The organism is Moraxella ovis (assembly GCF_900453105.1).
Classification (GTDB): domain Bacteria; phylum Pseudomonadota; class Gammaproteobacteria; order Pseudomonadales; family Moraxellaceae; genus Moraxella; species Moraxella ovis.
This window is the reverse complement of sequence record NZ_UGPW01000001.1, coordinates 244,874-267,647: the sequence shown is the minus strand read 5'-3', so window position 1 is coordinate 267,647 and position 22,774 is coordinate 244,874. Positions and strand designations below refer to the sequence as shown.

29 protein-coding genes and 1 other RNA gene are annotated in these 22,774 nt (G+C 46.5%); 18 read left to right on the top strand and 12 right to left on the bottom strand.

The genetic code is table 11. The features are described from left to right. Positions 1-68: 68 nt before the first annotated feature. From DYD54_RS01320 to DYD54_RS01295, 6 genes are all read right to left on the bottom strand, one after another. Entirely contained in the window at positions 69-470 is a 402-nt protein-coding gene (locus DYD54_RS01320) for an antiterminator Q family protein (RefSeq protein WP_063513438.1), read from the bottom strand. Beyond that, on the bottom strand, positions 467-748 hold the full coding sequence (locus DYD54_RS01315; RefSeq protein WP_063513437.1) for a dATP/dGTP diphosphohydrolase domain-containing protein: 282 nt from the start codon (positions 746-748) through the stop codon (positions 467-469). Before DYD54_RS01315 ends, DYD54_RS01320 begins: the two co-directional genes overlap by 4 nt. Positions 749-751: 3 nt before the next feature. Next, positions 752-1,015, bottom strand: coding sequence for a hypothetical protein (locus DYD54_RS01310; RefSeq protein ID WP_063513436.1), 264 nt, complete (start codon positions 1,013-1,015; stop codon positions 752-754). Further along, on the bottom strand, positions 1,012-1,356 hold the full coding sequence (locus DYD54_RS01305) for a DUF1064 domain-containing protein (RefSeq protein ID WP_063513435.1): 345 nt from the start codon (positions 1,354-1,356) through the stop codon (positions 1,012-1,014). The genes DYD54_RS01310 and DYD54_RS01305 overlap by 4 nt, the downstream gene beginning before the upstream one ends. Before the next feature lie 246 nt (positions 1,357-1,602). Continuing rightward, the gene (locus DYD54_RS01300) at positions 1,603-4,008 is read right to left on the bottom strand and encodes a DUF3987 domain-containing protein (RefSeq protein ID WP_063513434.1); all 2,406 of its coding nucleotides are present in this window, start codon (positions 4,006-4,008) and stop codon (positions 1,603-1,605) included. Beyond that, entirely contained in the window at positions 4,005-4,229 is a 225-nt protein-coding gene (locus DYD54_RS01295; RefSeq protein WP_063513433.1) for a helix-turn-helix domain-containing protein, read from the bottom strand. Before DYD54_RS01295 ends, DYD54_RS01300 begins: the two co-directional genes overlap by 4 nt. A gap of 152 nt (positions 4,230-4,381) precedes the next feature. Between DYD54_RS01295 and DYD54_RS01290 the strand changes: the two genes are divergently transcribed. The 18 genes from DYD54_RS01290 to DYD54_RS01220 all read left to right on the top strand — a co-directional run bounded on the left by DYD54_RS01290 (position 4,382) and on the right by DYD54_RS01220 (position 14,542). After that, positions 4,382-4,795: a helix-turn-helix domain-containing protein gene (locus tag DYD54_RS01290; protein ID WP_063513432.1), complete on the top strand. Its 414-nt coding sequence runs from the start codon at positions 4,382-4,384 to the stop codon at positions 4,793-4,795. Positions 4,796-4,883: 88 nt separating this feature from the next. Continuing rightward, positions 4,884-5,645, top strand: coding sequence for a hypothetical protein (locus DYD54_RS01285; protein WP_147285060.1), 762 nt, complete (start codon positions 4,884-4,886; stop codon positions 5,643-5,645). Then, the gene (locus DYD54_RS01280) at positions 5,642-6,514 is read left to right on the top strand and encodes a DUF3037 domain-containing protein (protein ID WP_063513430.1); all 873 of its coding nucleotides are present in this window, start codon (positions 5,642-5,644) and stop codon (positions 6,512-6,514) included. Before DYD54_RS01285 ends, DYD54_RS01280 begins: the two co-directional genes overlap by 4 nt. Before the next feature lie 402 nt (positions 6,515-6,916). Beyond that, positions 6,917-7,084 carry a hypothetical protein gene (locus DYD54_RS11350; protein WP_157079170.1) on the top strand — a complete coding sequence of 56 codons (168 nt, stop codon included), beginning with the start codon at positions 6,917-6,919 and terminating at the stop codon, positions 7,082-7,084. Further along, the gene (locus tag DYD54_RS01275; protein ID WP_063513429.1) at positions 7,084-7,779 is read left to right on the top strand and encodes an ATP-binding protein; all 696 of its coding nucleotides are present in this window, start codon (positions 7,084-7,086) and stop codon (positions 7,777-7,779) included. Before DYD54_RS11350 ends, DYD54_RS01275 begins: the two co-directional genes overlap by 1 nt. Before the next feature lie 43 nt (positions 7,780-7,822). Beyond that, the gene (locus DYD54_RS01270; protein WP_063513428.1) at positions 7,823-8,362 is read left to right on the top strand and encodes a DUF669 domain-containing protein; all 540 of its coding nucleotides are present in this window, start codon (positions 7,823-7,825) and stop codon (positions 8,360-8,362) included. Between the two features lie 216 nt (positions 8,363-8,578). Then, entirely contained in the window at positions 8,579-8,800 is a 222-nt protein-coding gene (locus DYD54_RS01265) for a hypothetical protein (protein ID WP_063513427.1), read from the top strand. Next, positions 8,781-9,233, top strand: coding sequence for a DUF2335 domain-containing protein (locus DYD54_RS01260; RefSeq protein ID WP_063513426.1), 453 nt, complete (start codon positions 8,781-8,783; stop codon positions 9,231-9,233). Before DYD54_RS01265 ends, DYD54_RS01260 begins: the two co-directional genes overlap by 20 nt. Positions 9,234-9,474: 241 nt before the next feature. Continuing rightward, positions 9,475-9,624 carry a hypothetical protein gene (locus DYD54_RS11345; protein ID WP_157079169.1) on the top strand — a complete coding sequence of 50 codons (150 nt, stop codon included), beginning with the start codon at positions 9,475-9,477 and terminating at the stop codon, positions 9,622-9,624. A 2-nt stretch (positions 9,625-9,626) separates the two neighbouring features. Continuing rightward, entirely contained in the window at positions 9,627-10,349 is a 723-nt protein-coding gene (locus DYD54_RS01255; RefSeq protein WP_063513425.1) for a BRO-N domain-containing protein, read from the top strand. 109 nt (positions 10,350-10,458) lie between these two features. Continuing rightward, the gene (locus tag DYD54_RS11340) at positions 10,459-10,617 is read left to right on the top strand and encodes a hypothetical protein (RefSeq protein WP_157079168.1); all 159 of its coding nucleotides are present in this window, start codon (positions 10,459-10,461) and stop codon (positions 10,615-10,617) included. Beyond that, positions 10,617-10,817 (top strand): hypothetical protein, encoded by a 201-nt coding sequence (locus DYD54_RS01250; RefSeq protein WP_063513424.1) that lies wholly within the window; start codon positions 10,617-10,619, stop codon positions 10,815-10,817. The genes DYD54_RS11340 and DYD54_RS01250 overlap by 1 nt, the downstream gene beginning before the upstream one ends. 10 nt (positions 10,818-10,827) lie before the next feature. After that, positions 10,828-11,325, top strand: coding sequence for a siphovirus Gp157 family protein (locus DYD54_RS01245; RefSeq protein WP_063513423.1), 498 nt, complete (start codon positions 10,828-10,830; stop codon positions 11,323-11,325). Between the two features lie 3 nt (positions 11,326-11,328). Then, positions 11,329-13,038 carry a DEAD/DEAH box helicase gene (locus DYD54_RS01240; RefSeq protein WP_063513422.1) on the top strand — a complete coding sequence of 570 codons (1,710 nt, stop codon included), beginning with the start codon at positions 11,329-11,331 and terminating at the stop codon, positions 13,036-13,038. A gap of 17 nt (positions 13,039-13,055) precedes the next feature. Continuing rightward, positions 13,056-13,484, top strand: a complete 429-nt coding sequence (locus DYD54_RS01235) for a hypothetical protein (RefSeq protein WP_063513421.1) — start codon at positions 13,056-13,058, stop codon at positions 13,482-13,484. A 77-nt stretch (positions 13,485-13,561) separates the two neighbouring features. Then, positions 13,562-13,960: a hypothetical protein gene (locus tag DYD54_RS01230; RefSeq protein WP_063513420.1), complete on the top strand. Its 399-nt coding sequence runs from the start codon at positions 13,562-13,564 to the stop codon at positions 13,958-13,960. Next, a complete protein-coding gene (locus DYD54_RS01225) occupies positions 13,957-14,340 on the top strand; it encodes a beta-sandwich lipoprotein (protein ID WP_063513419.1) in 384 nt (127 codons plus the stop codon). Before DYD54_RS01230 ends, DYD54_RS01225 begins: the two co-directional genes overlap by 4 nt. A gap of 10 nt (positions 14,341-14,350) precedes the next feature. After that, the gene (locus DYD54_RS01220) at positions 14,351-14,542 is read left to right on the top strand and encodes a hypothetical protein (RefSeq protein WP_063513418.1); all 192 of its coding nucleotides are present in this window, start codon (positions 14,351-14,353) and stop codon (positions 14,540-14,542) included. A gap of 34 nt (positions 14,543-14,576) precedes the next feature. Here DYD54_RS01220 and DYD54_RS01215 read toward each other — a convergent pair whose 3' ends face one another. The 6 genes from DYD54_RS01215 to hemA form a co-directional block, all read right to left on the bottom strand. Further along, complete coding sequence (locus DYD54_RS01215; protein ID WP_063513417.1) at positions 14,577-15,695, bottom strand: tyrosine-type recombinase/integrase; 1,119 nt, start codon at positions 15,693-15,695, stop codon at positions 14,577-14,579. Positions 15,696-15,885: 190 nt separating this feature from the next. After that, positions 15,886-16,244: a transfer-messenger RNA gene (gene ssrA, locus DYD54_RS01210) on the bottom strand. Between the two features lie 82 nt (positions 16,245-16,326). Then, the gene (locus tag DYD54_RS01205) at positions 16,327-17,100 is read right to left on the bottom strand and encodes a WG repeat-containing protein (protein ID WP_063513416.1); all 774 of its coding nucleotides are present in this window, start codon (positions 17,098-17,100) and stop codon (positions 16,327-16,329) included. A 39-nt stretch (positions 17,101-17,139) separates the two neighbouring features. Continuing rightward, on the bottom strand, positions 17,140-19,890 hold the full coding sequence (glnD, locus tag DYD54_RS01200) for a [protein-PII] uridylyltransferase (RefSeq protein WP_063513415.1): 2,751 nt from the start codon (positions 19,888-19,890) through the stop codon (positions 17,140-17,142). A gap of 243 nt (positions 19,891-20,133) precedes the next feature. Further along, positions 20,134-21,261, bottom strand: coding sequence for a pyridoxal-phosphate-dependent aminotransferase family protein (locus DYD54_RS01195; protein ID WP_063514911.1), 1,128 nt, complete (start codon positions 21,259-21,261; stop codon positions 20,134-20,136). A gap of 130 nt (positions 21,262-21,391) precedes the next feature. Next, positions 21,392-22,708 carry a glutamyl-tRNA reductase gene (gene hemA, locus DYD54_RS01190; RefSeq protein WP_063513414.1) on the bottom strand — a complete coding sequence of 439 codons (1,317 nt, stop codon included), beginning with the start codon at positions 22,706-22,708 and terminating at the stop codon, positions 21,392-21,394. Positions 22,709-22,774 lie beyond the last annotated feature (66 nt).

Sequence of the window (22,774 nt, the reverse complement as noted above, 5' to 3'; positions counted from 1 at the left end):
AAGCCACAACCGTTTAGGTTGTAGCTTTTTCAAGTATGCCATAATTCTAACCCCTGCTGTCACAAAAATCAAGGGTTTTTTTGCATTTTTTTATAAACTATGCGCTCCGCCTGCTCAAGCATTCTTTTAACAATTTGTGGGTGTACAAACCGCTTTCTGCTGTCTGCATCATCCATATTCACCTGATGTGGGTATTCAAGCGGGGTCAGATACCGCCTTGATATCTGGCGGTATGACCAGCCCCAAACATAATGCGAAACTAGGACAAAATACAGCACGCCATACTCCGCCCTAAGCTTACCGACCGCTCTATCCACCGCCAAGGCTTCTTCGTCTGTGATGTTCGGCTCATTGTAGCTGCCATAGCTTACTGCACCATTGGCACGCATAAAGGCAAGCAGGGGCGTGTTGTGCTTATCATAGCCGTTATGCCTTGACCATATGCCCCATTCTTTGACAAGGTTTTTCATTTATCCCCCAAGCTCATCATAAACAACAAACAACAAACAGCGTGGGCAAGGTGTGGCAATCCACTCTCGCCATCTACCCGCTCGCCTGCCCACCACGCATGCAAATGGCGATGGCACGCATTAAAATAACGCTCACGGGCATTTGGCACATTACGCCAATTATCCGCACCATATTTGTTCGCCCCAAATTCTAAGACCGCCACCACTTGCCAAAGTGCTTGATGTGGGACAAGGCTAAATCGTGGCTTGGCTTGGTCGTGTTTTTGTCCGTTGCTCATTATTCAATCACCAGCCCTATCAATTATCTTGAAATACTTTTGAACCTGACTTGGATAATGCACTGTCTCAACCCATTCTTTTGCATCGCTCAGACTGCTAAATTGTTTGAATCGACCATTGCCGTAGTAGCAATAGAACAAATGCTTTTCGACCTGTATGGCATATTCACAAAAAGTATTCTTGCTGATGTGAGTCTCTCTGGCATGGCCGTCAAAGCATGTCTCATTTTGTGCTGACCATTTGATTGCAGGTATCTCAAATCTCATACTTCCACCACATCAATATCATGGATGATTTTCATTAGATGTTTTTTGATTCGATACACTTTATCTTTACGTGTGATTACACTTTTGACGTCTTCAACCACCTGCTCGCCAGTGCGCTTGTCCAGATAGACGAAATCAGCGATATAACGCACGCTAGGACGCTTACGACTCTCGCCTGCTATCTTAACTCCATCAACCAAAACAAAGCTCTCTTGACACGTTAGGCCATTGATAAGCCCTTGTTCTTGCCATGACTTCAATGTCTTATATCGCTCACATTCTTTTTTGCTGTCAAAAGTCATGCCATCAAAAAACACTTTCTTGTTATTAAACTTGCTCATTTTTTACCTTTTAAAAAACTAATCATAAAAATTTTTATGATGTATTGTTGCAGTTAAATGCGACACTCCTGTCTGCACTTATAAGCCTTATAAATAAAGGGTTATACTATTGTTGCAGACATACCCACCCCCACCACCCCAATTCGGGGGTGTGTATACCCCCTGTCTTTTGTCTGCAACAATGGCTTAAAGCCTTTACCCATAAGGGTTATAAGTGCAGACACGCTGTCTGCAACAATGCGCATTTTAAATCATCTCCATCGTTTTTTCGTTGAAGTACTTTGGTAAAATAAAACATGCACGCTTGCGACCGCGTCCGCTTAGGGTGTCGATTGCCACCGCAACAATACGCTCTTCAGCAAGTAGTGCTTTTAGCGCCATCTCACGTTGGACAGGCGTGCTCGCTGCAAATAGACGGCTAAATGTTGCCAAGTCGCGCTCAGTCATGCCATCCTTACCAGAGCGTTCCACCAACTCAAGAATCTTAAGGTACAGGCGATGGAAATCACTGTCAGCGACCTTGGTTGCCACTTTATCCATAAAGTCCTGCCCATAATGCAGGACGTAGGATAACGCCCACCCTGCCAGATCGGCGGTAATCACAGGCTTATTATTGTCCGCACAGATGGCTAGCATGGTGGCAAGCTTCATACTGTTCTCCACCCATCGGCGGGTCATGTCTGGCAGTTTAAATTCGCCATCTTGTTCTTTTTGGGCAAGTAGATCAGCCGTATCATCAAACAGGTCAAGCGCCTCGTCATCAAACTCAACCATGCGAGCAGATGGTGCGATATTGTGTGCAGTGTCTTTACCCGTCAAATCAGTGCGAGACTCACCAACAGGATTGCGCACATCTCGCGCCCACTCCACCAAGTGGCTCGACAATGGCACGCTTTGACGGCGCACTTTCTCGCCAACAGGCAGGCTGATATCTACGCAGATCAGACGATTCAGAAAACCATCCTCTACATCCACCGTGGATAGGTTGTCGTACATCTGTGCAGGCGTGGCAAGACCAAGCAAGGTAATGGCAGGACAATGCACCATCTGTTCTTGTTTGCTAATCTGGTCGTGCTTACGTCTGCCCATGTTTGAGTAGTTTTTGGGTAGCATAAGGGACGTAGTCGCAGAGTATGCCTCAACCAAGGTGGTGAAGCTCTCCGCCATTTGTCCGTTTTGCTGTTTTCTGGCAGTCTGTAACTGTTTGCCAATTTCGTCCATGATTTGGATGTGACAAGGCGATTCCATGAGTGCTGAATACACCGCACCGCTTGACGTGTTACCGCTACCAGACAGTAGGGGCAAAAGGTCGCTTTGGGTTAAGAATGCTTGAATGGCGGTTTTGACGTAGTTTTTGCCGACACCAGTCTCACCAAGCACCATAAGATATAGGCTTGATGTGTTTGACTCGGTGGATTGATAAATGCGACCGCACAGTACGCTTGCCAAGGCTATCACGCCCTGCACGCTGATTTGACGCTGTGGCTGACGGCTAAAGCCCTCGAACCAAGTTAAAATATCATTGAGCACAGGCACAGGAAACGATAGCAGTTGCGCTGGTACGTCTGTTGTGTTATTATGTTTGGCAAGTTTAGCAAGTTTAATGTCATTTGAACGCTCAAACGCTCCGACCGCCATCGGGGCGTTTTGTTTTTCTATCTTCTGGATAAATCCGCTAATGTCGCCACTCGCCACCAGTTCATTGTTAGGTAGGTCGATATTAAGCACGTCCGCCACTTTTTGCACTGCTTCTGATGCGCTCATGCCCACATGGTCGATCAGGAATGATAAGCCATCACCGCCCACCGTTGCGCCATTGCCTTGACTGCATACCCAACCACCATCGCCTGCGACCAGGTTGTGATTGTCAAAACGGAAACGGTCTTTACCGCCACAGTGTGGGCAAGGCTCGTGATTGCCCGAAACGTGATAGCCCAAGCGTGATAACACGTATTGCCATGCGCCTTGCGCCTTTTGTCGAACGTAGGCAGAGGCGCTATTATCAATCGCGTGAGCTGTTGAGCTTTTTGATACCGCTGGGGCAGTCAATAGCGGGGCTTGTTCTGCGTCCCCCATACTGTCAAGCCATGTCATCATATTCACCAAGGCAACTTTTGTCCCCTCAAAAATTACACGGCTCTTAAATGGTGCGCTTGCCACGCCATCTTTAACCTTGGCATGGATGAAGCCGTCTAGTCGCATGACACGAGGTAAGTCATGCACCGCTTTATCTGGCGATTCGCCCAAATTGTCAAAGTAGCTGATCAATCGTTTTTGGTAGGTTCTGAACTCGTCAAGTGCTACTCCATCAACAACCCAATAGGCGTGATGTTTTCCTTGACTACTCTCTACAATCACGGTGGGTGGTACAGGTAGATTTTGCAAGCGTGCAGGACGGCTCTCGTCCACGCTGTCAAAATCGACAAACAAGGCACGCACGGCGGTGATGTTTTTTGCTGTGCGACCTTTGCCATCTGTGGCATTGACCGTTACATACACGCCTGCGCCTTGCGCATTTAGAGCGTGTAAAGTATTGGCGTGCATATCTAGCGTGCCATGATAGACATGGGCAAGCTTGGAGTCTTTACGGTCGGCGTTGTCATCGAACGTCTGAAACGTGAATGAGTCGCCAAGGTGGGTTAGCAGGGTCATTGTGATACCTGCGGCAATAAGTCATCAATGCTGAAATGTCCGTTGCTAGCTTGTGCTAGCTTGTGAGCGTGATTGGTCTTTCCTGAGTAGTCGGTATGAGGGAAATGCCCATTGCGCTCCCATTTGCCGACTGCTACACGACTAACACCTGTAATCTCAGCAACTTTGGCTCTGCCAAAAAACTCAACGACCTTATCAACTGGTGTTCTTTCATGTGTCATATTTTAAACCTATTTGCCAAAAAAATAAACCTTATTAAACCATAAGTTGCTAAAATAAGCAATAAAATTTTAAACTTTTGGTTGCTTTATTTTTATACCGAAAAGGCGTATCATGTAACCATAGGTTAAAAGAAAGATACATAGGTGATACCATGACCACCATTCCAGAAAGAATACAAGCCGCCCTTGATCATAAAGGTGTTTCTTGGTCGAAAGCTGCGACAAGCATCAACTTGTCAGCTCAAGCGGCCACGAAATGGAAGAAGGGTCAAATCGGTAAAGAGACTTTGCAAGATTTAGCAAGGTTCCTAGGCGTCAATTATGGCTGGCTCGCCACTGGTGAGGGAGAGATGATTGGCACTCAGGTCGCCTATAAGGGGGCTCTTGCAGACTATGAGCCAAGTACTAGTACAGTAGAATTAGTAGAGACTTTAAAAGAAATGGAAAGAAATGGAGAATTAACACCTCAATTAGTTGGGTTATTGAATGCCACCTTAGACACCGTAAAAAGTGCATCGGGGAAAAAATTGAGCGTAGCTCATTTGGTGGAGTCGCCAAATGAATAAAGTCATAAAACTGTTGCAACCCAACTCTTTTCGCACTTTTAAAGGATGGGTATCTCATGGCAACATAAACCCTGTTTTTGTTGCTAGCATGCAAATTAACAATGGCAAAAAGCAAGTTTTGCAAGATGTTTATTGCAAAATATACCCATTTACCACCGATGACCGCTCCTTATTTAATGAGATTGTTGGCTACCTTGTCGCCAATGCTTTGGGCGTACCACAGCCAACCCATGCCTATATTACCCTAATGGACATCAATCATATTCTCAACAATAATGTTGACAACCAGTTGCCTAATGAGTTGGTTTTACTGTTAAAAAAAGAGCAATACTATCCTGTTTTTTGCACTGCCAAGATTGATAAGAGTCAAACCGCCTTTGATTTTCATGGCTGGACACCTTCTTTGATCAATGAGATGTCAAAATGGAAGTATCTGCCCGACACTTTGGCAATGGATAATACGATAGCTCATACCGACCGCCACCTAAACAATATACTAAGAACAGGCAGACAAACTTATCACGTTATTGATAATGGCAGATTGGCGACCGAAGACGGCACTCCTTGGCAGCCAACCAACCTAGATTCTAGTAAAGTTTATTCCAACAAACTTTGGACATTTAGCGAATCATCTATGCAAAAGTCTTGGAAAACCATTTCTAGTAACATCTTACACGTCTGTGCCAACCATGCCAATGCGGTCAATTCATGCCTAGAAGAGATAAATTTTTGGATAAAGTCTCTTTATCAAGGGCAGGAAATGGACTATAATAATTTTACCGATTTTCTTTGCAAAAGAACAGGTGATAGCGAACATTACCACGCTCAAAGACTACATCTATTAACATGAATAACTGGCAACACCTACTAACCCAAGAGCAAACCGCCACCGTAACAGGTGAGTGGTTTTGTGTGCGTTTTAGTCCTGATAAAACCACAGGCGAGTTGTTCAATGTAGGCGTCGTATTTATTGACAAAGATAAAAAATGTCACGCCAAATTACTTGAAAGCACCTCTGTTTTTGAGCGTCTTTTTGGCACCCTTGGTGTGGCAAACATTAAGTTCTTACTTACGGTTGTTGCAGAGACCTTGGCCGAAAATCATTATAATGTCAGCCCATCATCTCACATTAGTTATGGTCCACGCCAAACAGCACAGGGTGATAGCATTGATGAGATACTGTCAGACCTATACCGCTCCATGATTTCTTTGCTAGAGTCACCTGCTGAAACAGTAGACAAAAAACGGCAAAACATCAATACCAAAGATTTAAGAAAGAGAGTAACTAGTTACATCAAAGGTCAACTACCAGATGTCTATGATAACTATTTGAGAGACACTCCTATTCTGGTTGGGCAAGGAGCCAATCAGATGAGCCTGGATCTGCCTTTGGTGCATAAATATTTTGAAAAGTCTTTTTATGGCACGGTTGTATCGGCCGACTATTTAGATGATGTATATTTCACCCATAATGTTGAGCATGTTGGCGTTACCAACCTTGCAAACTGCTGCGAGATCTTGGGCAGAACCATAAAAGCAGGCATTAGCATTTATCATCCACCTTTGGAAAGTCAAGCTGAACAAGCCCAAAGGGACGAAAGACTGGATAAATGTCTACACAGACTTGAAGTGCTGCGCAAGCAGGACTATGATATTCATATTCATGTGGAACCAACACTTGATAAGTGCCTAACTACAACCTTAGAAATGGCTTGTTAAACTAGAATTTTAATCTAGACCACCCTTTGGGGTGGTTTTTTTTCGCCCAAATTTTGTGAAAAATCATTGGTTTGTAAACTTTTTAAACCTAAAGTTTAAATTAATGGTTTACATTTTATGAAACCTATGGTTTAATAACATCATCAACGTAGACGATGCCTTGAACACTATCTAAAAATCAGGAAGCCCTACTACAAGGGAACAATGTAGAGTTTAGATTGGATTAGATTTTCAAAAACTAATTAGATTGTCAAAAACTAAAATCAGCTAAACAAAGCCCACACCACCGTGGCAGATAACGGGGTGAACCTGTTCCATTTTGGAAACAGTTGATCGGCTATTGGCAACTGGTAAGTCATACTTACAAGTTGCCAATCACGGATTAACTTTAGGAGACTAACCATGAAACAAGCACTACTGGCAGCAGTCATTGTTGTGTTTGGGTTCGCCTTGCTCAAGGGCTGTACAACCCTAACCATTCAAGCCTATGACAGACAAGAGCAAGGCTATCAAGAATTCATCAACGCGCACAAAGAATGGCTAAAAGCCAACCAACAAGAGGATTATTAATGAGCGCACCAATTAATAGTATCAATCTCACCACCGTGTCAGCCCTAGCCAACGCAAGAGGGATCAAGGTGCTGGTATATGGACAGGCAGGCGCTGGTAAGACGTGCCTATGCGCCACCACGCCCGATCATACTCGCACCATCATCCTATCAGCAGAGGCGGGGCTTTTATCTATTGCAGGCGCCGATATTGCCGTGATTGAAATCAAGTCAATTGACGACCTAATGAGAGCCTATCAATGGCTCACTACCACTGAACAGGGACAGTCATACGAATGGATTTGCTTGGATAGCGTGAGTGAGATGGGCGAAGTTATCCTATCTGCCGCCAAGAAAGCAGTCAAAGACCCACGCCAAGCCTATGGTGAGATGCAAGAAAAGGTTGAGGACATGATTCGGGCATTTCGCGACCTGCCTCGCAACGTGTACTTTACCGCCAAGCTTGAATCCTATCAAGATGATACTGGCGTGGTACGTTATCAACCTGCCCTACCTGGCAAGAAGCTCGGTCAAGCCCTTCCCTACTTCTTTGATGAAGTGTTCTTTTTGCGTGTAGAAAAGGACACCGAAGGTAACAGCATTCGCTACTTGCAGACGGTACCAGACATCAAGTACCACGCCAAAGACCGCTCAGGGCGATTAGCTGAGCGAGAAGTGGCCAACCTTGCCCACATTCAGCAAAAGATTCTAGGCTGACGAACACAACGAACACAACACAACCGCCAAACAGGAGAAACCCATGGCACTATTAAACCTAAGCTTCACCCAAGACGAAGTAAAAGAAGCACAGAGCGACAACTTCGCACCAATTCCAGCAGGCAACTACACTGCTGAAGTAAACCGCTCAGAAATTAAACAAACCAAAGACGGTCGTGGCTCTTACCTTAGCCTATCACTCAAAGTGCTTGAAGGCGATTTCGCTGGTCGCTTAATTTTCCAAAACATCACACTGACCAATGCCAATGCCACCGCCCAAACCATCGGACGAGAGCAGATGGCACAGCTGGCTGGGGCGTGTGGGATTTTAAGCCTACAAGACAGCGAGCAGTTGCACGGCAAGCCTATCGGCATTCGTGTCGCCATTGAAACCGACAAAAGCGGACAATATGAGCCACGCAACTCGGTTAAGAAGTTTTTCCCCTTAAACAGCCCCTTGCAGTCCGCCCCACAATTTGGCACGCCTGCCCAAGTAGCTCCACAAGGCTATGCACAACCCCAAGCCCCACAACCTGCCCCACAGCCACAAGCACAGGGCAATCCGTGGGCAAGACAGGGCTAAACACCAAAAAGCCCCATAGGGACGACCTACAGGGCAACTCTTTAAAAACTTAAAAAGGGTTAGTGGATTGGGGTTTATGCCCTAGTCCAATGAACTTGATACTTCACCCAAGCAAGCAAAATAACACCAAAGGTTGTATTTGCTCATAGTTGCGGTTATAATAAACAAAAGGTTTACTTAAGTAAACAACTTATGAAGTTAATTAAAGGCGTAATTATGAATAAACTGTCTCCATTTTTGGAGGGCGTGATGTCAGCAATGATGTTATTACCAAGTACAGTATCAGCAGAACCACGCTACATTCGCCCAACCAATGTAGAAGTGCAGCCAAGCGGTATTGCACAAGATTGGCAAGCAGTCGGTGTGGATATGTCTAATGCCAGCAAAAAGGTTGGCAGTTCACTTGGAATGGTACGCTATGAACCAAAAACAGCGTAAAGGCACACGAGTAAGTGCCACCCAAGATGAGCGTGGACTACAAGCACAGTTTGAGCAGGTGGAGGAGTATTCGCCTTATCCGCCTGCGGAATTTTTACACGAACTCAACAAAATTGACCCAAAATATGTTGAGCAAGTTATGCAAATGGCAAAAGCCGAACAAGAGCAACGCCATAAGATACAAGACAGCCAAATAGCCGAAGCACAGCGTGTCAATACCGCCTTGATAGAAATGGATAAAACGAACCTGTCTTTGATGGGGCGTGGACAGTGGTTTGGTTTGGCACTTGGTATGGGTCTGCTTGCGATTGCAGGATTGGCATTGTATTATGATAATGGTTGGGTTGCTGGTGTTGCTATTACAGCGATTATTGGTATTTTAATTGTCTATGTGCTAAGACAACAGCCTAAAAATCCCCCACCCAATCCGTAAAAAAAATCAAAAAAAAGTCCACGCCACTTCACCGCGTGGATTTTTTATTGGGGGATTGACAAGGGGCAATTAGTGGGGTATGATATACCCACATCGGCAAAATCCGATGTCAGAATTGGCGTTCTGAATTTCGTTAGGTTGCAATGCAGCCGCCCCAAAGGCGGTTTTTTTATTGCACTAATTACCCCAAATAAAGGGGTATAATAAAATTATAACCCTTTCCTAAAAGGGTGTACGCAAAATGTACACCCCCATTATGGTAGGGGTTATGGGAGTATCGCAAGATACGCTGTTACCTAACGAACAGTACGCCAATCCTGTAACCCCTACCACCCTAAACTTGGCGTTTTTCTGTGGTAGGATTTTTAAACTCTTATCGTTAGGAAAATGACTATGTCAAACATTCAAATTTTCAATTTTGACAAATCTTATCAAGTCCGCACCGCTCTAAAAGGTGATGAGCCCTATTTTTGCCTTGCTGATGTGTCAGCTATTTTGGCTTTGCAAAATCGCCCCGTAAGCACTTTCAATCTTGACCCAAAAGGGGTAGCAAAACTTTCCACCCCTACCAAAGGCGGAGTTCAACAAATCACTTTCATCTCCGAACCCAACCTATACCGTGTGATTTTCCGTTCTAACAAAGCCGAAGCGGTCAAATTCCAAAACTGGGTCTTTGATGAAGTCCTGCCCACAATCCGCAAAACAGGCTCATATCGCCAAAAGCCCACCAACGCCCTGACGAACAAACAGCAAGTCGCCTTGGCTCATTTGGTACATCTGTGCAAGATGAAGTTTTTTAAATCCGAGTCGGCTTCTCATGCCATATGGCATCGTCTGCGTCGTGTGTCAGGCGTGCCATCAGGACAGCCATTTACTACCGAGCATCTGCCCATCTTGGGGCGTGAGCTTAGCGAGATATTTACCGCCTGCGAGCAGTACACAGCGGCGGTACATCTTGCCGAACAGACATTCATTCGCCAAGTCCTAAAATGCGATGACAAGGACATCACAGCCAAGCTGTTAGCCGACATCGCACAGTCCTGCGAATACCACCACAGCCAAAAACAAAAGACGCTGCCTGCGTTCTTTGCCGACAGTCTGGCTGATTTAACCTAATCTAAACTCCCCTATCCGATTTATCCTTGCCCTATGGCACGGATAGGGGCTTTTTTGCATCCTATTTGTACTTACTTTGTATATATATTTGCCATTTTAAGGATAAACGATGAACAATGACACTTCCTTATGCACCGCCATGATTGCCGTGATGGTCTGGATTTTGACCTTTGTTTTTATCTTTTTTGCCGTCAAAGGCTGTGCCGAAGACGGCACAGGCTACCAATCGCCCGACTGGGCACACCAACACACCCAAGGAGAACCTTAATGTACACCACCGAACAATACGCCAAACTTGCCCACCAGCTGTCAGAAGCTCTGGGCGATCGTGCTGCCTTTGACCGCATGATGCAGACGCTCCGAGACGAAAAGCGAGCCTTAGAATCACAAGTCGAAGAGCTGTTTTCCACCATCGCTGCCTTGCAGGTAGAAAATGCCAAACTCAAACAAATCGCCAAATACGAATAAGGAGCATATGATGAATTTGTATGAAATAGACACCACACTTGCCGTGCGTATGATTGAGCTGGGCGAGATGCTCGATAACGGCGAAACGCCAAGCCAAGAATTCATCGATGAATGCCTAGACTTGCAAGATGATTTGGAAAACAAGCTCATCAACTGCGGTAAATTCATCAAAAATGCCCAAGTGGACATTGATGGGCTGGATGGCGAAATCAAACGCCTAACCGCCAAAAAACAATCTCTGCAAAAACGCACCGACCTCATCAAAGCAAACATGCTTAGCGCCATGCTCAATCACAATATAGATAAAATTGCCGACCCCATCATGCCCATTCGTGTGCAAACGAACGGCAAGGCAAGCGTGCTGGTTGATGATGTGGCGTCATTACCCAGCCAATTTCAAAACATCAAAGTAGAAGCCAACAAAACCGCCCTAGAACAAGCCATCAAAGCAGGCGAAATCATCGATGGCGTGCGTGTAGAAAAAGGCAAACACATCAGAATCGGATAAGCTATGAAACTTCGACCCTATCAAGAAAAGTGTATTAACGACCTATTTGATTGGCTGGGGCGACACCCCACAGGCAACCCCATCGTAGAAGCAACGGTGGGGGCTGGCAAGTCGGTCATCATCGCCGAGCTGTGCCGACGTGTGATTGCCATGCAACCCACCGCCCGCATTGTCATGTGTGTGGCAAGCCGTGAATTGTGTCGCCAAAATTTGGATAAACTTTTGGCGGTATGGGCGGACGCCCCTGCTGGCGTATGCAGTGCGTCTTTGGGGGCGAAGGATTTGGAGAGCCAAATCATCTTTGCCACCATCGGCTCTATCGCCAATCACGCCGATAAACTTGGCAAAGTGGACATCATGCTCATTGACGAATGCCACAATGTCAATAGCAAAGATACAGGTATGTACCGCACGCTGATTAATGACATCAAACGCTTTGGCAATCCGTCATTATGCGTGATTGGCTTTACAGGCACGCCTTATCGGGGCGATGGCATTTGGCTATGGCAAGGCGAAGACCCTTTATTTGCAGGGACGGCTTGTCGTATCACGATGGATGAGCTGTTAGAGCAAGGCTATCTTGCCCCGCTTGTCGTGGATAAGGGCGATAAGCCAAAGATGGATGTATCGAACGTCAAGATGTCCGGCGGCGACTTTGTTGTCAAAGACCTAGCCCATGTTGCCATCAATGACGACCTGATTAAGGCTGTGATGGACGATTTTTATATCAGTGGATTTACCACGCGCAATAAGTTTTTATTTTATTGTGTGAATAAAGAGCACGCCTACAAAGTCTTAGAAGCATTACAAAGCTTTATGGGTCTAAATCCCGCCATCATTACTGCTGATACACCAAAGGGTGAACGTGATAAGACTCTAAGCTGTTACAAGCTACCCAAGGGTGATCCTGATGCCATCAATGCTTTGGTGTCCATTGGCACACTGACCACGGGGTTTGACGCTCCTGAGACTGACTGTATTGTGCTGCTTCGTCCCACTCGCTCGCCCGTGCTGTATGTTCAAATTGCAGGACGTGGCATGCGCATCGCAGACGGTAAAAAGGATTGTCTATGGTTGGACTACACTGACACTACCGAAGTATTGGGCGCAGTCAATCGCATTAAGGGTCGCAATAAATCACGCTCAAGCAGTAGCACCAGCGCACCGGTGAAGTACTGTGACGAATGTGGTAATGCCAACAAGGTGCACGCCACCGAATGTGCAGAATGTGGCTGGATATTCCCTGCTCGCGCACCGCGCACTCATGGCACTGTTGCTGGCGATAATGCCCCACTGGCAGGATATGAGCCACCAGTTGAGCAATGGATGGACGTGCTAGATGTAAGCTATCACAAGCATCAAAAAGGCGATAAACCACCAACATTGCGAATTGATTATGACATTGGCGAGCTCTACCCAGTGAGCGAATGGAAATGCTTTGAGCACTCAGGGTTCGCCCTGCAGAAAGCATGTGAGTGGTGGGATAGCACGATTGGCGGTAGCGTGCCCTTTAGCGTTGATGATGTGATTGTCGCGCTTAACCAAACATCACACAAGATGCCGCGCAAGATTTTATGCGCAAAAGAGTCTGGCGGCAGATATTGGCAAATTAAAGACAAAGCCAAGTTTTTCGACAGTGTGCCAGGCATGCTGATACAACAAGTGCAAGCAGTTACGCCACCGGTGATAACCGATAACGACCTCCCTTTTTGAATAATTTGGAGCTTTAAATGACATACATTAACGCAAAACGCAAGAAGCGCAAGATTGTCAAGCGCAACAATGAATTGCAGGCCATCGAGCGAAAGAGATTGCACGAGCTGAAAATCCAACAAGAGCTTGGCACGGAGCTGTATGGCTATTGGCAGTCTCCGCTTGACGGCCACACTGCCGCCCAGATGTACCAACGTAGTAGCTGGTACGGTGACTGGGATGTACGTAATCCGCCAGAAGGTGAGCGTAAATTTATCGTTAGTATGTTTCTGTATAGCGCGGCAGATAAAGCCAAAGATCGTCAGCTAGACCTAACCGATCTTGAGATGACATGCGAGTTTATGGACCTTTCAGCTGCTATTAGTCAGCACGTAAAAGAAGTCCAAGCGGAAAATCCGCATATCCAGATTGACGGCTGGAGAAGTTTTGTGAGGGTGAAAACATGATTAATTTTAAACGTTATCCGCGTCGTGTCGATGAGCTTTACAAAGCACAGTTAGCATTAGCAATTTAGGAGAGAATTATGAAAGCATTAACAACACAAGAAGCGCTACAAGCCATCGCTGACGGCGAGAAATTAGAGTACAAATTCAATAAGGAGAAAGATTGGCGTATTTTCAGCCCACCAGATAACGGAGTAACTATTGGAGATGTACTTGTGAGGCGCTTTATTTTTCGCCCAGCTCAAGAAATGATTACCGCTGGTGATGTGAGTTTTCCTAAGCCTGAGAGTGAGCCATTGAAAGATGGCGATAAGTATTGGGTGGCTGACCTAACAGTCATCCACTACGCATTAGCAAGTCAGTGGGTGGGCGATAAATTGGATAAGTTGGCTTTAAGTAGAGGGATTTTACACAAAAGTAAAGAAAATGCCGTCGCTCACGCCAAAGCATTGATTGAATTATCAGGAGGGAAATTATGAAATTGTTTAAATTTGTAGCATTAGGTTTGGCTGCAGTATTAGCGACTGGCTGCATTGACGATGCTCAGGTCGCAACACACAATGCCAAGAAAGCTGCTGATAATTTTGAGATTAACAGGCGAATCGTATTTTACAATGGCATTACTGATAACTACATCCTAGAAATCGAGGGTCGGTGTTCTTTTAATTTGAATGACACGCAAACAGCTTTTAATGTGATTTGTAAAACTGGCGAACAGGAATTTAAGCGCCACACGCTTGTTTTATCTGACAATGTTACTGCGTTTGTTGAACAAATTGAGCCGAACAAAGCAAGCAGTCATTTTTATCGTGTAACTTTTAAGCCATCTGTGATTGTGCCAGATGTGGATGTGAGATAATGGAGTATAAATGATGATGAACTCAATCACATGGCTCACCCAAAAAGACATGGCGAAACGACTGGGCGTGTGCGTCAATACCTTTAAGGCTTACTATCGTCCGAAATACCCACCCAACGCCCAGCGTGGCAATAAGGTATATTGGACGCTGGAAAATGCCATTCGCATTGAACAAGAAATTAATGGCACGACCGTATCATAAAAAAATCTAATACAAGGGGCGTAACGCCCCTTTTTTATGCCTGCCAGTCTGCCACAATATCCGCCCACCAGCTCATGAGTGCCACACGCTCGTCCCAGTATTCAGCACGGTTATAGACATGGCGGACATCTTTTTTGGTGTGGGCAAGCTGTCTTTCAATCGCATCAGCACGCCATAGCCCGCTGTCATTTGCTACCGTAGAAAATAGCGAACGAAAGCCGTGCGTGGTCATACGACCGCCAAATCCTGCTCGCTTGATGACCGCCAACACACTTTCAATCGGCATGGGCTTGGTGGGGTTGCTGTGATGTTTAAACACAAAGCCATCATCAAGGCGTGAAGCGTGCAAATCCTTTAAAATCTTTAACGGCTGACTGGCAAGCGGGACGGCGTGTTCAAGCCGTGTTTTCATGCGATAGGCAGGGATAATCCACACGCCTTTATCTAGGTCAAATTCGTCCCATGTCGCCTTGCACAGCTCGCTGGGTCGCACCGCCAAATAATTTGCCAGCGATAGAGCGACAGGGGCAAGTCCGATGGTGGGTGTTTTTCTGATGGTGTGCCAAAAACCTGCCATCTCATCGGCGGATAATGTTGCCATATTTTGCACGGTGTGGGTAGGTATGATGTTATCAACCAGCGTGCAGGGGTTGTTCTGGGCGTATTCGTGGGCGATGGCGTAGTTGAATACTTGAGACAGTAGGCGTAATGAGCGTTTGGCGGTCTCGTATGTGCCTTGTGCGACCATGTTACTGACGGCTTTTGAGACCATTGCACGGCTGACATCTGCCACCGCCATGTCCTTAAAATCGTTGGTGATGTAGGTTAGGCGGTAGATGACGGTGTATTTGTACTTCTCACTTGTCCATTGCTTGCTGTGCAGCTCTATCCATTCATGAATGAGTTCGCTGACCGTGATGGGTGTTAATCCTGCGTTGTTTTTGATTTTATTGGCAAGCTCTCGGGCTTGTTTTAGACTGACGGCTGGGTATTCACCAAGTTTTTTGCGTTTTCGTTTGCCAAGGGCGGTGTATTCTAGCACCCAAGACTTACGACCTGTTGGCATGACATCAATGGATAAGCCTTCGCCTGCTGATAGCGAGTAGCGTTTTTCGGTGGGTTTTAGCCCTTTGATTTTGTTATCGGTGAGCATTGGTGTGTGTATCTCGTGTGTGGCTGTGTGTCGCCGTGTGTGTAAAATCGTTTGATGTTCGTTGATTTACTATGATACACGATGACTTTATGAGATACAACAAGACAATAAAAAAGCCTTGATTTACAAGGCTTTTTTGATGGTTTATGACACTTAAAAATACTTGATGATTTTTAGTGATTTTAATAGATGGTGGAGATGGCGGGAGTTGAACCCGCGTCCGCCAGCACTACGCCCATGACTCTACACGCTTAGAGTCTGTCTTTGGCTTTAATCCGCACCGACCCGACAGTCAGGGTGGATTGGACGATTTGCTAAGAGTTTCGCACCTGTCATCGCAACGCTAACAGATGCTATCCTTTGTGCGTTCGCATCGGGGTGAGCAACCAGACCAAAGGCAATCTGTGCCGACCCAAGTAGCCCTTAGGCTGCTAGTGCGTAAGTTTCGTCGTTTGCGACTATTTTAAATGTATGTTGATTTACAAGAGGCATACGCTCTTGACGTGCATCATTAGGTTTCATCACCAGCGTCGAAGCCAGAACATCCCCTAGATGACAACATTGTAACAAATAACACCATCAACCGCAATGCATGCAATGTTATATTTTGTATCCATGTTTTGCTTGTTCATCAGTGGCGAAAGGCTACTTCTTTGCCATTTTTGTCGATGTAATGCGCGTGGTCATCATGGATGACGTAGGCGATTCCCTCAATAAAGTTGGCAGGTGTGTCGTAGATGGCTTGGATGACCAGATCACCTCTGGGGTTGATGTAGCCATATTTATAGCCGTCGTCGCCTTTGATGCCAACGGATGCCAACCCCTCAGAGAAGTCTTCAGCGATATCATAAATTGGTCCGATGACCTGCTGACCATTCTTATCGATAAAGCCCCATTTGTCATCTACTTTTATGCGCACCAGACCACCCTCGAACCAGTCGCCTGTATCGGTATAGATGGGCTTGATGACAACTTTACCTTTTTTGTCGATGAAGCCGTATTTGCCATTGCTTTCAATCTTGGCTCGACCTTCCCAAAACCCCCAAGCGCCAGTGAACTGCGGCTTAATGACGATTCTACCCTTGGGATTGATGTAGCCGTATCGCTTGCCTTGCTTGATGAGTGCCATGCCATCATCGAAATTCTCCGCCATATCGAACATTGGCTCGATGATGATTTTGCCGTGGGTGTTGGCATAGCCATATTTGCCATCTTTGGTGACGACGGTTAGGTTTTCGTTGTATTGGCAGTCTTCGCTCTCTTTGGCGAAATGATAACCTTCTGGCAAGCTGATTCTGCTTTCACAAGAAACAAACTCTTCTGTTAGGTCGAAGGTTTTCGCGTCTTGGGCGATCGCAGCCTTACAGCACAGCGCGATGAGACAAGGAATGTATGCTAACTTCATGATAAATTGAACAAAATAACCAAAAATCTAACTATTGTATCATGCCAAAGCTTCGATCACAGCAATTTTTAATGTATTTAATTTGTCAGCGCTTAGCGTTTGACCGTCTTTATCACTCAAATAAAACACGTCTTCGGCACGCTCTCCTAAGGTGGTGATGCGCGCGCCATGCACCTCGATGCCCAGACGGCTAAATATCAACCCAAGGCGCGCCAATAACGCCGGTCTATCCTTGGTGATCAAGGACATCATGTGATGACCTGTGCGCACCACCGAAGTCGCCTCGCTAAACTGCACCTGCGTGGGCACAGTGAAGTGCTTAAGCTGGCCATCTAGGGTGAAATTGCGTGCAGAGATTTGGCTCTCACCGCTCTTTAAGGCGTGCATGAGCCTGGCGGTGAGTGTCTGCCGCCTGATGTCATTGGTCAAGATGTCATCACGTTCAGCACCTTGGATGGCGTAGCGATCGATGACGACATACGAGTCTAGCGCCGCAGCCTTGCCATCGATGTCAGCAGTCAAGATGGTCGCATCCAATACGGACAGCCCCATGTGATCAAGCACGCCCACAGTCGCGGCAAACAGGTCGTCTTGGTCGTAGGTACAGATGAATAATTGCACAGCGTTCAGCGCAAGGTCGGAATGCGCGCGCAGAGCGATGACGGGCTTGTTATCAGCCAATGTGGACTTATTGGCGAGTATCTCAGAGGTCTGCCATGCGATGTCATGGTGTTTTTGCTTTAAGAAAAAATCATCACCAAAATCTTGCCATAACGCATCGATATCAGCAGTAGAGATAGCCGTGAGTAATTGCTTGGCTTTGTCCTTGCGATTGGCGATGACCGCATTCATTTCGGCAGCAGATGCACCCAGACTAAGAACTCGGTGCGTGCTGATGTACAGCTGCTTTAAAAGACTGGCGCGCCACGTATTCCACAGCTGGCTGTTCGTGGCGTTCATGTCAGCGACAGTAAGCACATACAGATGATTTAGATGTGCGATGGTGCCTGTAAATTCAGCAAAGCTTGCGATGATTTCAGGGTCAAAAATATCTTGTTTTTGGGCGGTTAGCGACATGGTGAGATGTTCGCGCACAAGCCACGCCACGAACTCGACATCTTCATCCTCCAACCCATGCGAACGCCCAAATTCATACACATCTTGTGCACCAAGCTGGCTATGGTCTCCACCTCGCCCTTTGGCGATGTCATGGAATAATGCCGCGACGACCAGCAAATCTTTGCGGTTGATTTTTTGATAGACTTCACTGACCAAATCGAATTTTTGACTGTATTCTGCATTCGTCGTATCTCCAAATCGGTGCAAAATTCGGATCAGTAGCAGCGTATGCGCATCCACCGTATAACGATGAAATAGATCGTACTGCATCAGCCCCATGATCTGCCCAAAGGCAGGTAGATAATTTCCCAATACGCCATATCTCTTCATGATGCGTAAGCGCTGATATAGGTAGTTATTTTCTTGTAAATTTGCCAAAAATAGCGCGCGATGCTTAGGGTTAGCGCGATAAGCATCATCAATCAAATGACTTGACAGATATAATGCGCGTAGAGTGCTGGCGGCAATTTTTTTGATGCCGTGCTGACCCATAATCAAGAAAATGCGTAATAAGTTTTCAGGTTTTTTGATAAAAATATCGTCGTCTTTGGCGAAGATCTGAGTATCTTGGCGAGTGATTTTACCATCTCGAATCTGAACCTCTTCTGCCACGCCGTCCACATGTAGGCTAGAATCGATGGGGGTTTCGTTTTGGGTGATTTGGAGAAAATCCTCGTCGATCTCGACCGCTTCATATTCAGGCTCAAGATAACTTTCGTTATAGTAGGCGCACAGCATCTCAGACAACGCCGCAACCTGTATCGCGTGACGATAATAGGTACGCATCATCGCCTCAAGTGCGGCGGTGAGCGTGCCTGCATCAGCATCATCTTGTATTAGATGTAGCCGTTTGGCGATGTTTTTTTGATGGTCGAACAGTAGCCTATCCTCGCAGCGGCCTGTCAGGGCGTGCAGATGATGGCGAATACACCATAGGAATTTTTTGGCGCTTTGTAGGGCGTTAAGCTCGTCTTGACTCAAAAATCCCACACCTGATAAATCCCCAAACTCTTTGACATCATCAAAATAAAACTTCGCCAACCACACTAAAATGTGCAAGTCTCTTAATGTTCCTGGGGCGGATTTGATGTTTGGCTCTAAGTTGTATTCGGTGGCGTTATGGCTAAGGTAGCGCGCCTTGGATTCTCCAGTTTTGGCGATAAAAAACGCCTTAGCACTCCATGCGTTTTTTACCGATTCGGTTGGAATATGGCGAAGTGCATCGTTGCCTGCGATCAGGCGCGCCTCCAAAAGCGCAGTCGCAACCGTATGATCGGTCACAGCAATCGCCGTATCTGCCACATCGCGCACGCTGATGGCGGGAGTGATGCCAATGTCCCATAGAGTTGCCACGAATTGCTCAATCCCTTTGGTGTGTGAATTAAGGTCATCAGCAAGAATCAGAATATCAACATCAGAGCATAGGAAAAGCTCACCACGACCATAGCCACCGATGGCAAATAGCCCAAGCTCATCAGACAACATCTCATCAAAAATACGAGCAAGCACCCGATCCATCGCCTGCGTTCTCAGTGCAACATAATCCTCAATCACATCAAGCGCGCCTAATCCCAAATCTGTGATACGACGATCAATCTGAGCATTTAATTCAGTCAGATAGCCTTTATAGGAAATAGGGTCAAAAGATGGCAAGGGAGGTAGATTTATCATAGTATTTGGCACAAGCTTGGTGATTGATTTGAAGGGTTACAATCTTCAGATTGGTATGTTTTAAATGATAGCATAATTTTTATGGTTTCACTTAACATCAAAAGAGCGGCTGTTCTGAAGGTGGTCAAATTTTCAAAACCCAAAATAAAAAGTTGCCATATATTCAAGGTCAGCTCACTCAATTTTCCCGCAAAAAACTCCCGCCAAATCAATAACCCCTTGAATCATCAAGGGGTTATTTTATTAGCCAAATACTTTATCAGCAGCTGCCTTAAATCGTGTAATCGCACCATCAACATCGGTTAGCTTATCTAGCCCAAACAGCCCGATTCTAAAGCTCTGATAACCCTCAGGTTCGCCAACTTGTAGCGGCGTACCAGCAGCGATTTGTAGCCCTTGCTCTGCAAATGCTGCGCCTTTATGGATCGCCTCGTTTGGCGCATGACACACCACAACACCGCGTGCTTGGTAGTCAGGATGGGCGACGCTTTGGATGCCTTTATCATTTAGAACCGCCAAGATGCCTTTACCAAGTTCAACTTGTGCAGATTTTAGCTTATCATAGCCAACAGCTTTCGCCTCAAGCAGTGCATCTCTAAGCTGCTTAAGTCCATCGGTTGGCATGGTGGCATAATAGGCATGTCCGCCATTTTCGTACGCTGTCATGATGTTTAGCCATGCTTTTAGATCCAGCGCAAAACTGCTTGGCGTGCTGGTTAGTACCGCTTCACGAGCATCTTCAGACATCATCACAAGGCCAGCGCACGGGGTGCTAGATAGACCCTTTTGTGGTGCGCTGATCAGCACATCGATGCCCACCGCCTTCATGTCAAGCCAGATACAGCCTGAGGCGATGCAGTCAATCACCAAAAGTCCGCCCACCTCGTGCACCGCCTCACCTAGTGCGCGGATATACTCATCACTTAGCATCATGCCAGAGGCTGTCTCGACGTGCGGAGCAAACACCACGGCAGGTTTTTGGTTGCGGATCGCTGTTGTCACCGCCTCGATATCAGCAGGGGCAAATACGGCTTTTTCGTCATTGGTGTGGCTTGCACAGAATACTTCGCTTGACTTAGCCACACCTGTTGCATCCAAAATCTGCGTCCAGCGGTAGCTAAACCAACCATTTCGGATGATCAGGCAGTCCTTATCCTTAGCCAAAGCACGCGCCACAGACTCCATGCCAGACGTTCCAGATCCAGGAACGATGGCGACTGCATCGGCATTATATAGTGATTTTAATTCTACGGATAAGTCACGCATGACTTCTTTGAATACCTTTGACATGTGATTCAGTGCGCGGTCGGTATAGACCACTGAATATTCCAAAAGTCCATTAGGATCGATATCATCTCTCAAAGCAGGCATCATTTTCTCCTTGGTTTCACCAAACTTTTGCATCAATGTACCAATCTTGGGTGCAAAAATCAACTGCCAAGCACACTAAATGCTTGAGTTTCGTGATAATTGGCAGAATCGAGGAGGAAAATAAAGAATGCTAGTCGCGATAAGCGTGATTTAGGGCATGCGTCACCATCTCAAGCACATCAGCTTCGCTGTTTTGGGCAGTGTGGCGGATTAGCTTAGAGGGTGCGTGGGTCAGTGTCTGCGTCAGCGTGCGAGCAAGCTCTTTGACGACCTCGGCAGCATCATCGCCATCAGATAGGCGAGCTAAGGCGGTATTTAGTAAGCGCTCTTTATGGTTTTCGGCGGTTTGTCGATAGGCGGTGATCTGAGTGCGAGCGGTCTGCACCTGCATCTGATGCTCGATATCCAGCACCAGCTGACTGACCATCAGTTCAGCCTCGATGGCGGCTTGTTTTCGCTCTTCTAGATTGCCTGCGATGACGTGTTGCAGGTCGTCCACCGAATATAGATAAACATCATCAAACGAGCCTACACTCGGCTCAATGTCTCTTGGCACCGCCAAATCAACCATTAGCATGGGACGATGTCGGCGGGCTTTTAGCGCCGCCTTTACCATGCCATGTGTAATGAGCGCATCCATGCTACCGCTACAGCTACTGATCACGTCTGCATCGGCGATGTGCGCACCCAATTCAGTCAATGGCACAAGGTCAATCTGCACACTGCGATTGGCTGCTTTTGACATCTCATGCAGCTCTGCTGCTAAGTTCTCGGCACGCTCTTTACTGCGGTTGGCGATGATGATGCGCCCCATGCCAAGCGCAGCGACATTATGCGCAACTAATCGATTCATCTCGCCTGCCGCCACCAACATAAAGGTTAAGCGGCTTGGCTCATCAAAAATCTGCGTAACCAGCTTGGCAGTGGCAAAGCCAAGCGTCACCGCCTGCGCACCCACTTTGGTATCTCGGCGCACCGCACGCGCTGCAGCAAATACCTGCTGAGTCAGCCAATCAAACCCGCGCCCCATGCCGCCAGATTCTCGCGACTGAGCGGCTGCTTGGCGAATCTGCCCTAGAATCTGTGGTTCGCCCAGAATCATCGAATCTAGCCCAGCCGCGACACGCAACCAGTGATTCAGCGCACGATTGTCTTCATAGATGTATAGAAATGGTGCAATGTCGTCAAGATTCAGACCCTTAAACTGTGCAAGCCAAGCTCGAACTCTCTGGGCTGCATCACTAATCTCAAGCTCGTCATCATACACAGCATCATCTGGCAGCTTGACATAGATCTCACTGCGGTTACAGGTTGAGACGATGACAGAGCCGTCCGTAATCGCCTTTAACTCATCAATGGCGCACGACAAATCCTGCCCGAACGATAACTTCTCACGAAGCTCGACGGGCGCGGTTTTGTGATTGACTCCGACGACGGCTAATTTCATTACAACTCTAAAAAAAGCTGGATTTTTGATGAATGTTATTGATTTAAAACATCAAAAATTAATCAT

Excerpts from the sequence above, each read along its gene's own strand:
- DYD54_RS01320 (WP_063513438.1), bottom strand. The coding sequence starts at position 470 with ATGAAAAACCTTGTCAAAGAATGGGGCATATGGTCAAGGCATAACGGC.
- DYD54_RS01315 (WP_063513437.1), bottom strand. The coding sequence starts at position 748 with ATGAGCAACGGACAAAAACACGACCAAGCCAAGCCACGATTTAGCCTT.
- DYD54_RS01310 (WP_063513436.1), bottom strand. The coding sequence starts at position 1,015 with ATGAGATTTGAGATACCTGCAATCAAATGGTCAGCACAAAATGAGACA.
- DYD54_RS01305 (WP_063513435.1), bottom strand. The coding sequence starts at position 1,356 with ATGAGCAAGTTTAATAACAAGAAAGTGTTTTTTGATGGCATGACTTTT.
- DYD54_RS01300 (WP_063513434.1), bottom strand. The coding sequence starts at position 4,008 with ATGACCCTGCTAACCCACCTTGGCGACTCATTCACGTTTCAGACGTTC.
- DYD54_RS01295 (WP_063513433.1), bottom strand. The coding sequence starts at position 4,229 with ATGACACATGAAAGAACACCAGTTGATAAGGTCGTTGAGTTTTTTGGC.
- DYD54_RS01290 (WP_063513432.1), top strand. The coding sequence starts at position 4,382 with ATGACCACCATTCCAGAAAGAATACAAGCCGCCCTTGATCATAAAGGT.
- DYD54_RS01285 (WP_147285060.1), top strand. The coding sequence starts at position 4,884 with ATGCAAATTAACAATGGCAAAAAGCAAGTTTTGCAAGATGTTTATTGC.
- DYD54_RS01280 (WP_063513430.1), top strand. The coding sequence starts at position 5,642 with ATGAATAACTGGCAACACCTACTAACCCAAGAGCAAACCGCCACCGTA.
- DYD54_RS11350 (WP_157079170.1), top strand. The coding sequence starts at position 6,917 with ATGAAACAAGCACTACTGGCAGCAGTCATTGTTGTGTTTGGGTTCGCC.
- DYD54_RS01275 (WP_063513429.1), top strand. The coding sequence starts at position 7,084 with ATGAGCGCACCAATTAATAGTATCAATCTCACCACCGTGTCAGCCCTA.
- DYD54_RS01270 (WP_063513428.1), top strand. The coding sequence starts at position 7,823 with ATGGCACTATTAAACCTAAGCTTCACCCAAGACGAAGTAAAAGAAGCA.
- DYD54_RS01265 (WP_063513427.1), top strand. The coding sequence starts at position 8,579 with ATGAATAAACTGTCTCCATTTTTGGAGGGCGTGATGTCAGCAATGATG.
- DYD54_RS01260 (WP_063513426.1), top strand. The coding sequence starts at position 8,781 with ATGAACCAAAAACAGCGTAAAGGCACACGAGTAAGTGCCACCCAAGAT.
- DYD54_RS11345 (WP_157079169.1), top strand. The coding sequence starts at position 9,475 with ATGTACACCCCCATTATGGTAGGGGTTATGGGAGTATCGCAAGATACG.
- DYD54_RS01255 (WP_063513425.1), top strand. The coding sequence starts at position 9,627 with ATGTCAAACATTCAAATTTTCAATTTTGACAAATCTTATCAAGTCCGC.
- DYD54_RS11340 (WP_157079168.1), top strand. The coding sequence starts at position 10,459 with ATGAACAATGACACTTCCTTATGCACCGCCATGATTGCCGTGATGGTC.
- DYD54_RS01250 (WP_063513424.1), top strand. The coding sequence starts at position 10,617 with ATGTACACCACCGAACAATACGCCAAACTTGCCCACCAGCTGTCAGAA.
- DYD54_RS01245 (WP_063513423.1), top strand. The coding sequence starts at position 10,828 with ATGAATTTGTATGAAATAGACACCACACTTGCCGTGCGTATGATTGAG.
- DYD54_RS01240 (WP_063513422.1), top strand. The coding sequence starts at position 11,329 with ATGAAACTTCGACCCTATCAAGAAAAGTGTATTAACGACCTATTTGAT.
- DYD54_RS01235 (WP_063513421.1), top strand. The coding sequence starts at position 13,056 with ATGACATACATTAACGCAAAACGCAAGAAGCGCAAGATTGTCAAGCGC.
- DYD54_RS01230 (WP_063513420.1), top strand. The coding sequence starts at position 13,562 with ATGAAAGCATTAACAACACAAGAAGCGCTACAAGCCATCGCTGACGGC.
- DYD54_RS01225 (WP_063513419.1), top strand. The coding sequence starts at position 13,957 with ATGAAATTGTTTAAATTTGTAGCATTAGGTTTGGCTGCAGTATTAGCG.
- DYD54_RS01220 (WP_063513418.1), top strand. The coding sequence starts at position 14,351 with ATGATGATGAACTCAATCACATGGCTCACCCAAAAAGACATGGCGAAA.
- DYD54_RS01215 (WP_063513417.1), bottom strand. The coding sequence starts at position 15,695 with ATGCTCACCGATAACAAAATCAAAGGGCTAAAACCCACCGAAAAACGC.
- DYD54_RS01205 (WP_063513416.1), bottom strand. The coding sequence starts at position 17,100 with ATGAAGTTAGCATACATTCCTTGTCTCATCGCGCTGTGCTGTAAGGCT.
- glnD (WP_063513415.1), bottom strand. The coding sequence starts at position 19,890 with ATGATAAATCTACCTCCCTTGCCATCTTTTGACCCTATTTCCTATAAA.
- DYD54_RS01195 (WP_063514911.1), bottom strand. The coding sequence starts at position 21,261 with ATGCCTGCTTTGAGAGATGATATCGATCCTAATGGACTTTTGGAATAT.
- hemA (WP_063513414.1), bottom strand. The coding sequence starts at position 22,708 with ATGAAATTAGCCGTCGTCGGAGTCAATCACAAAACCGCGCCCGTCGAG.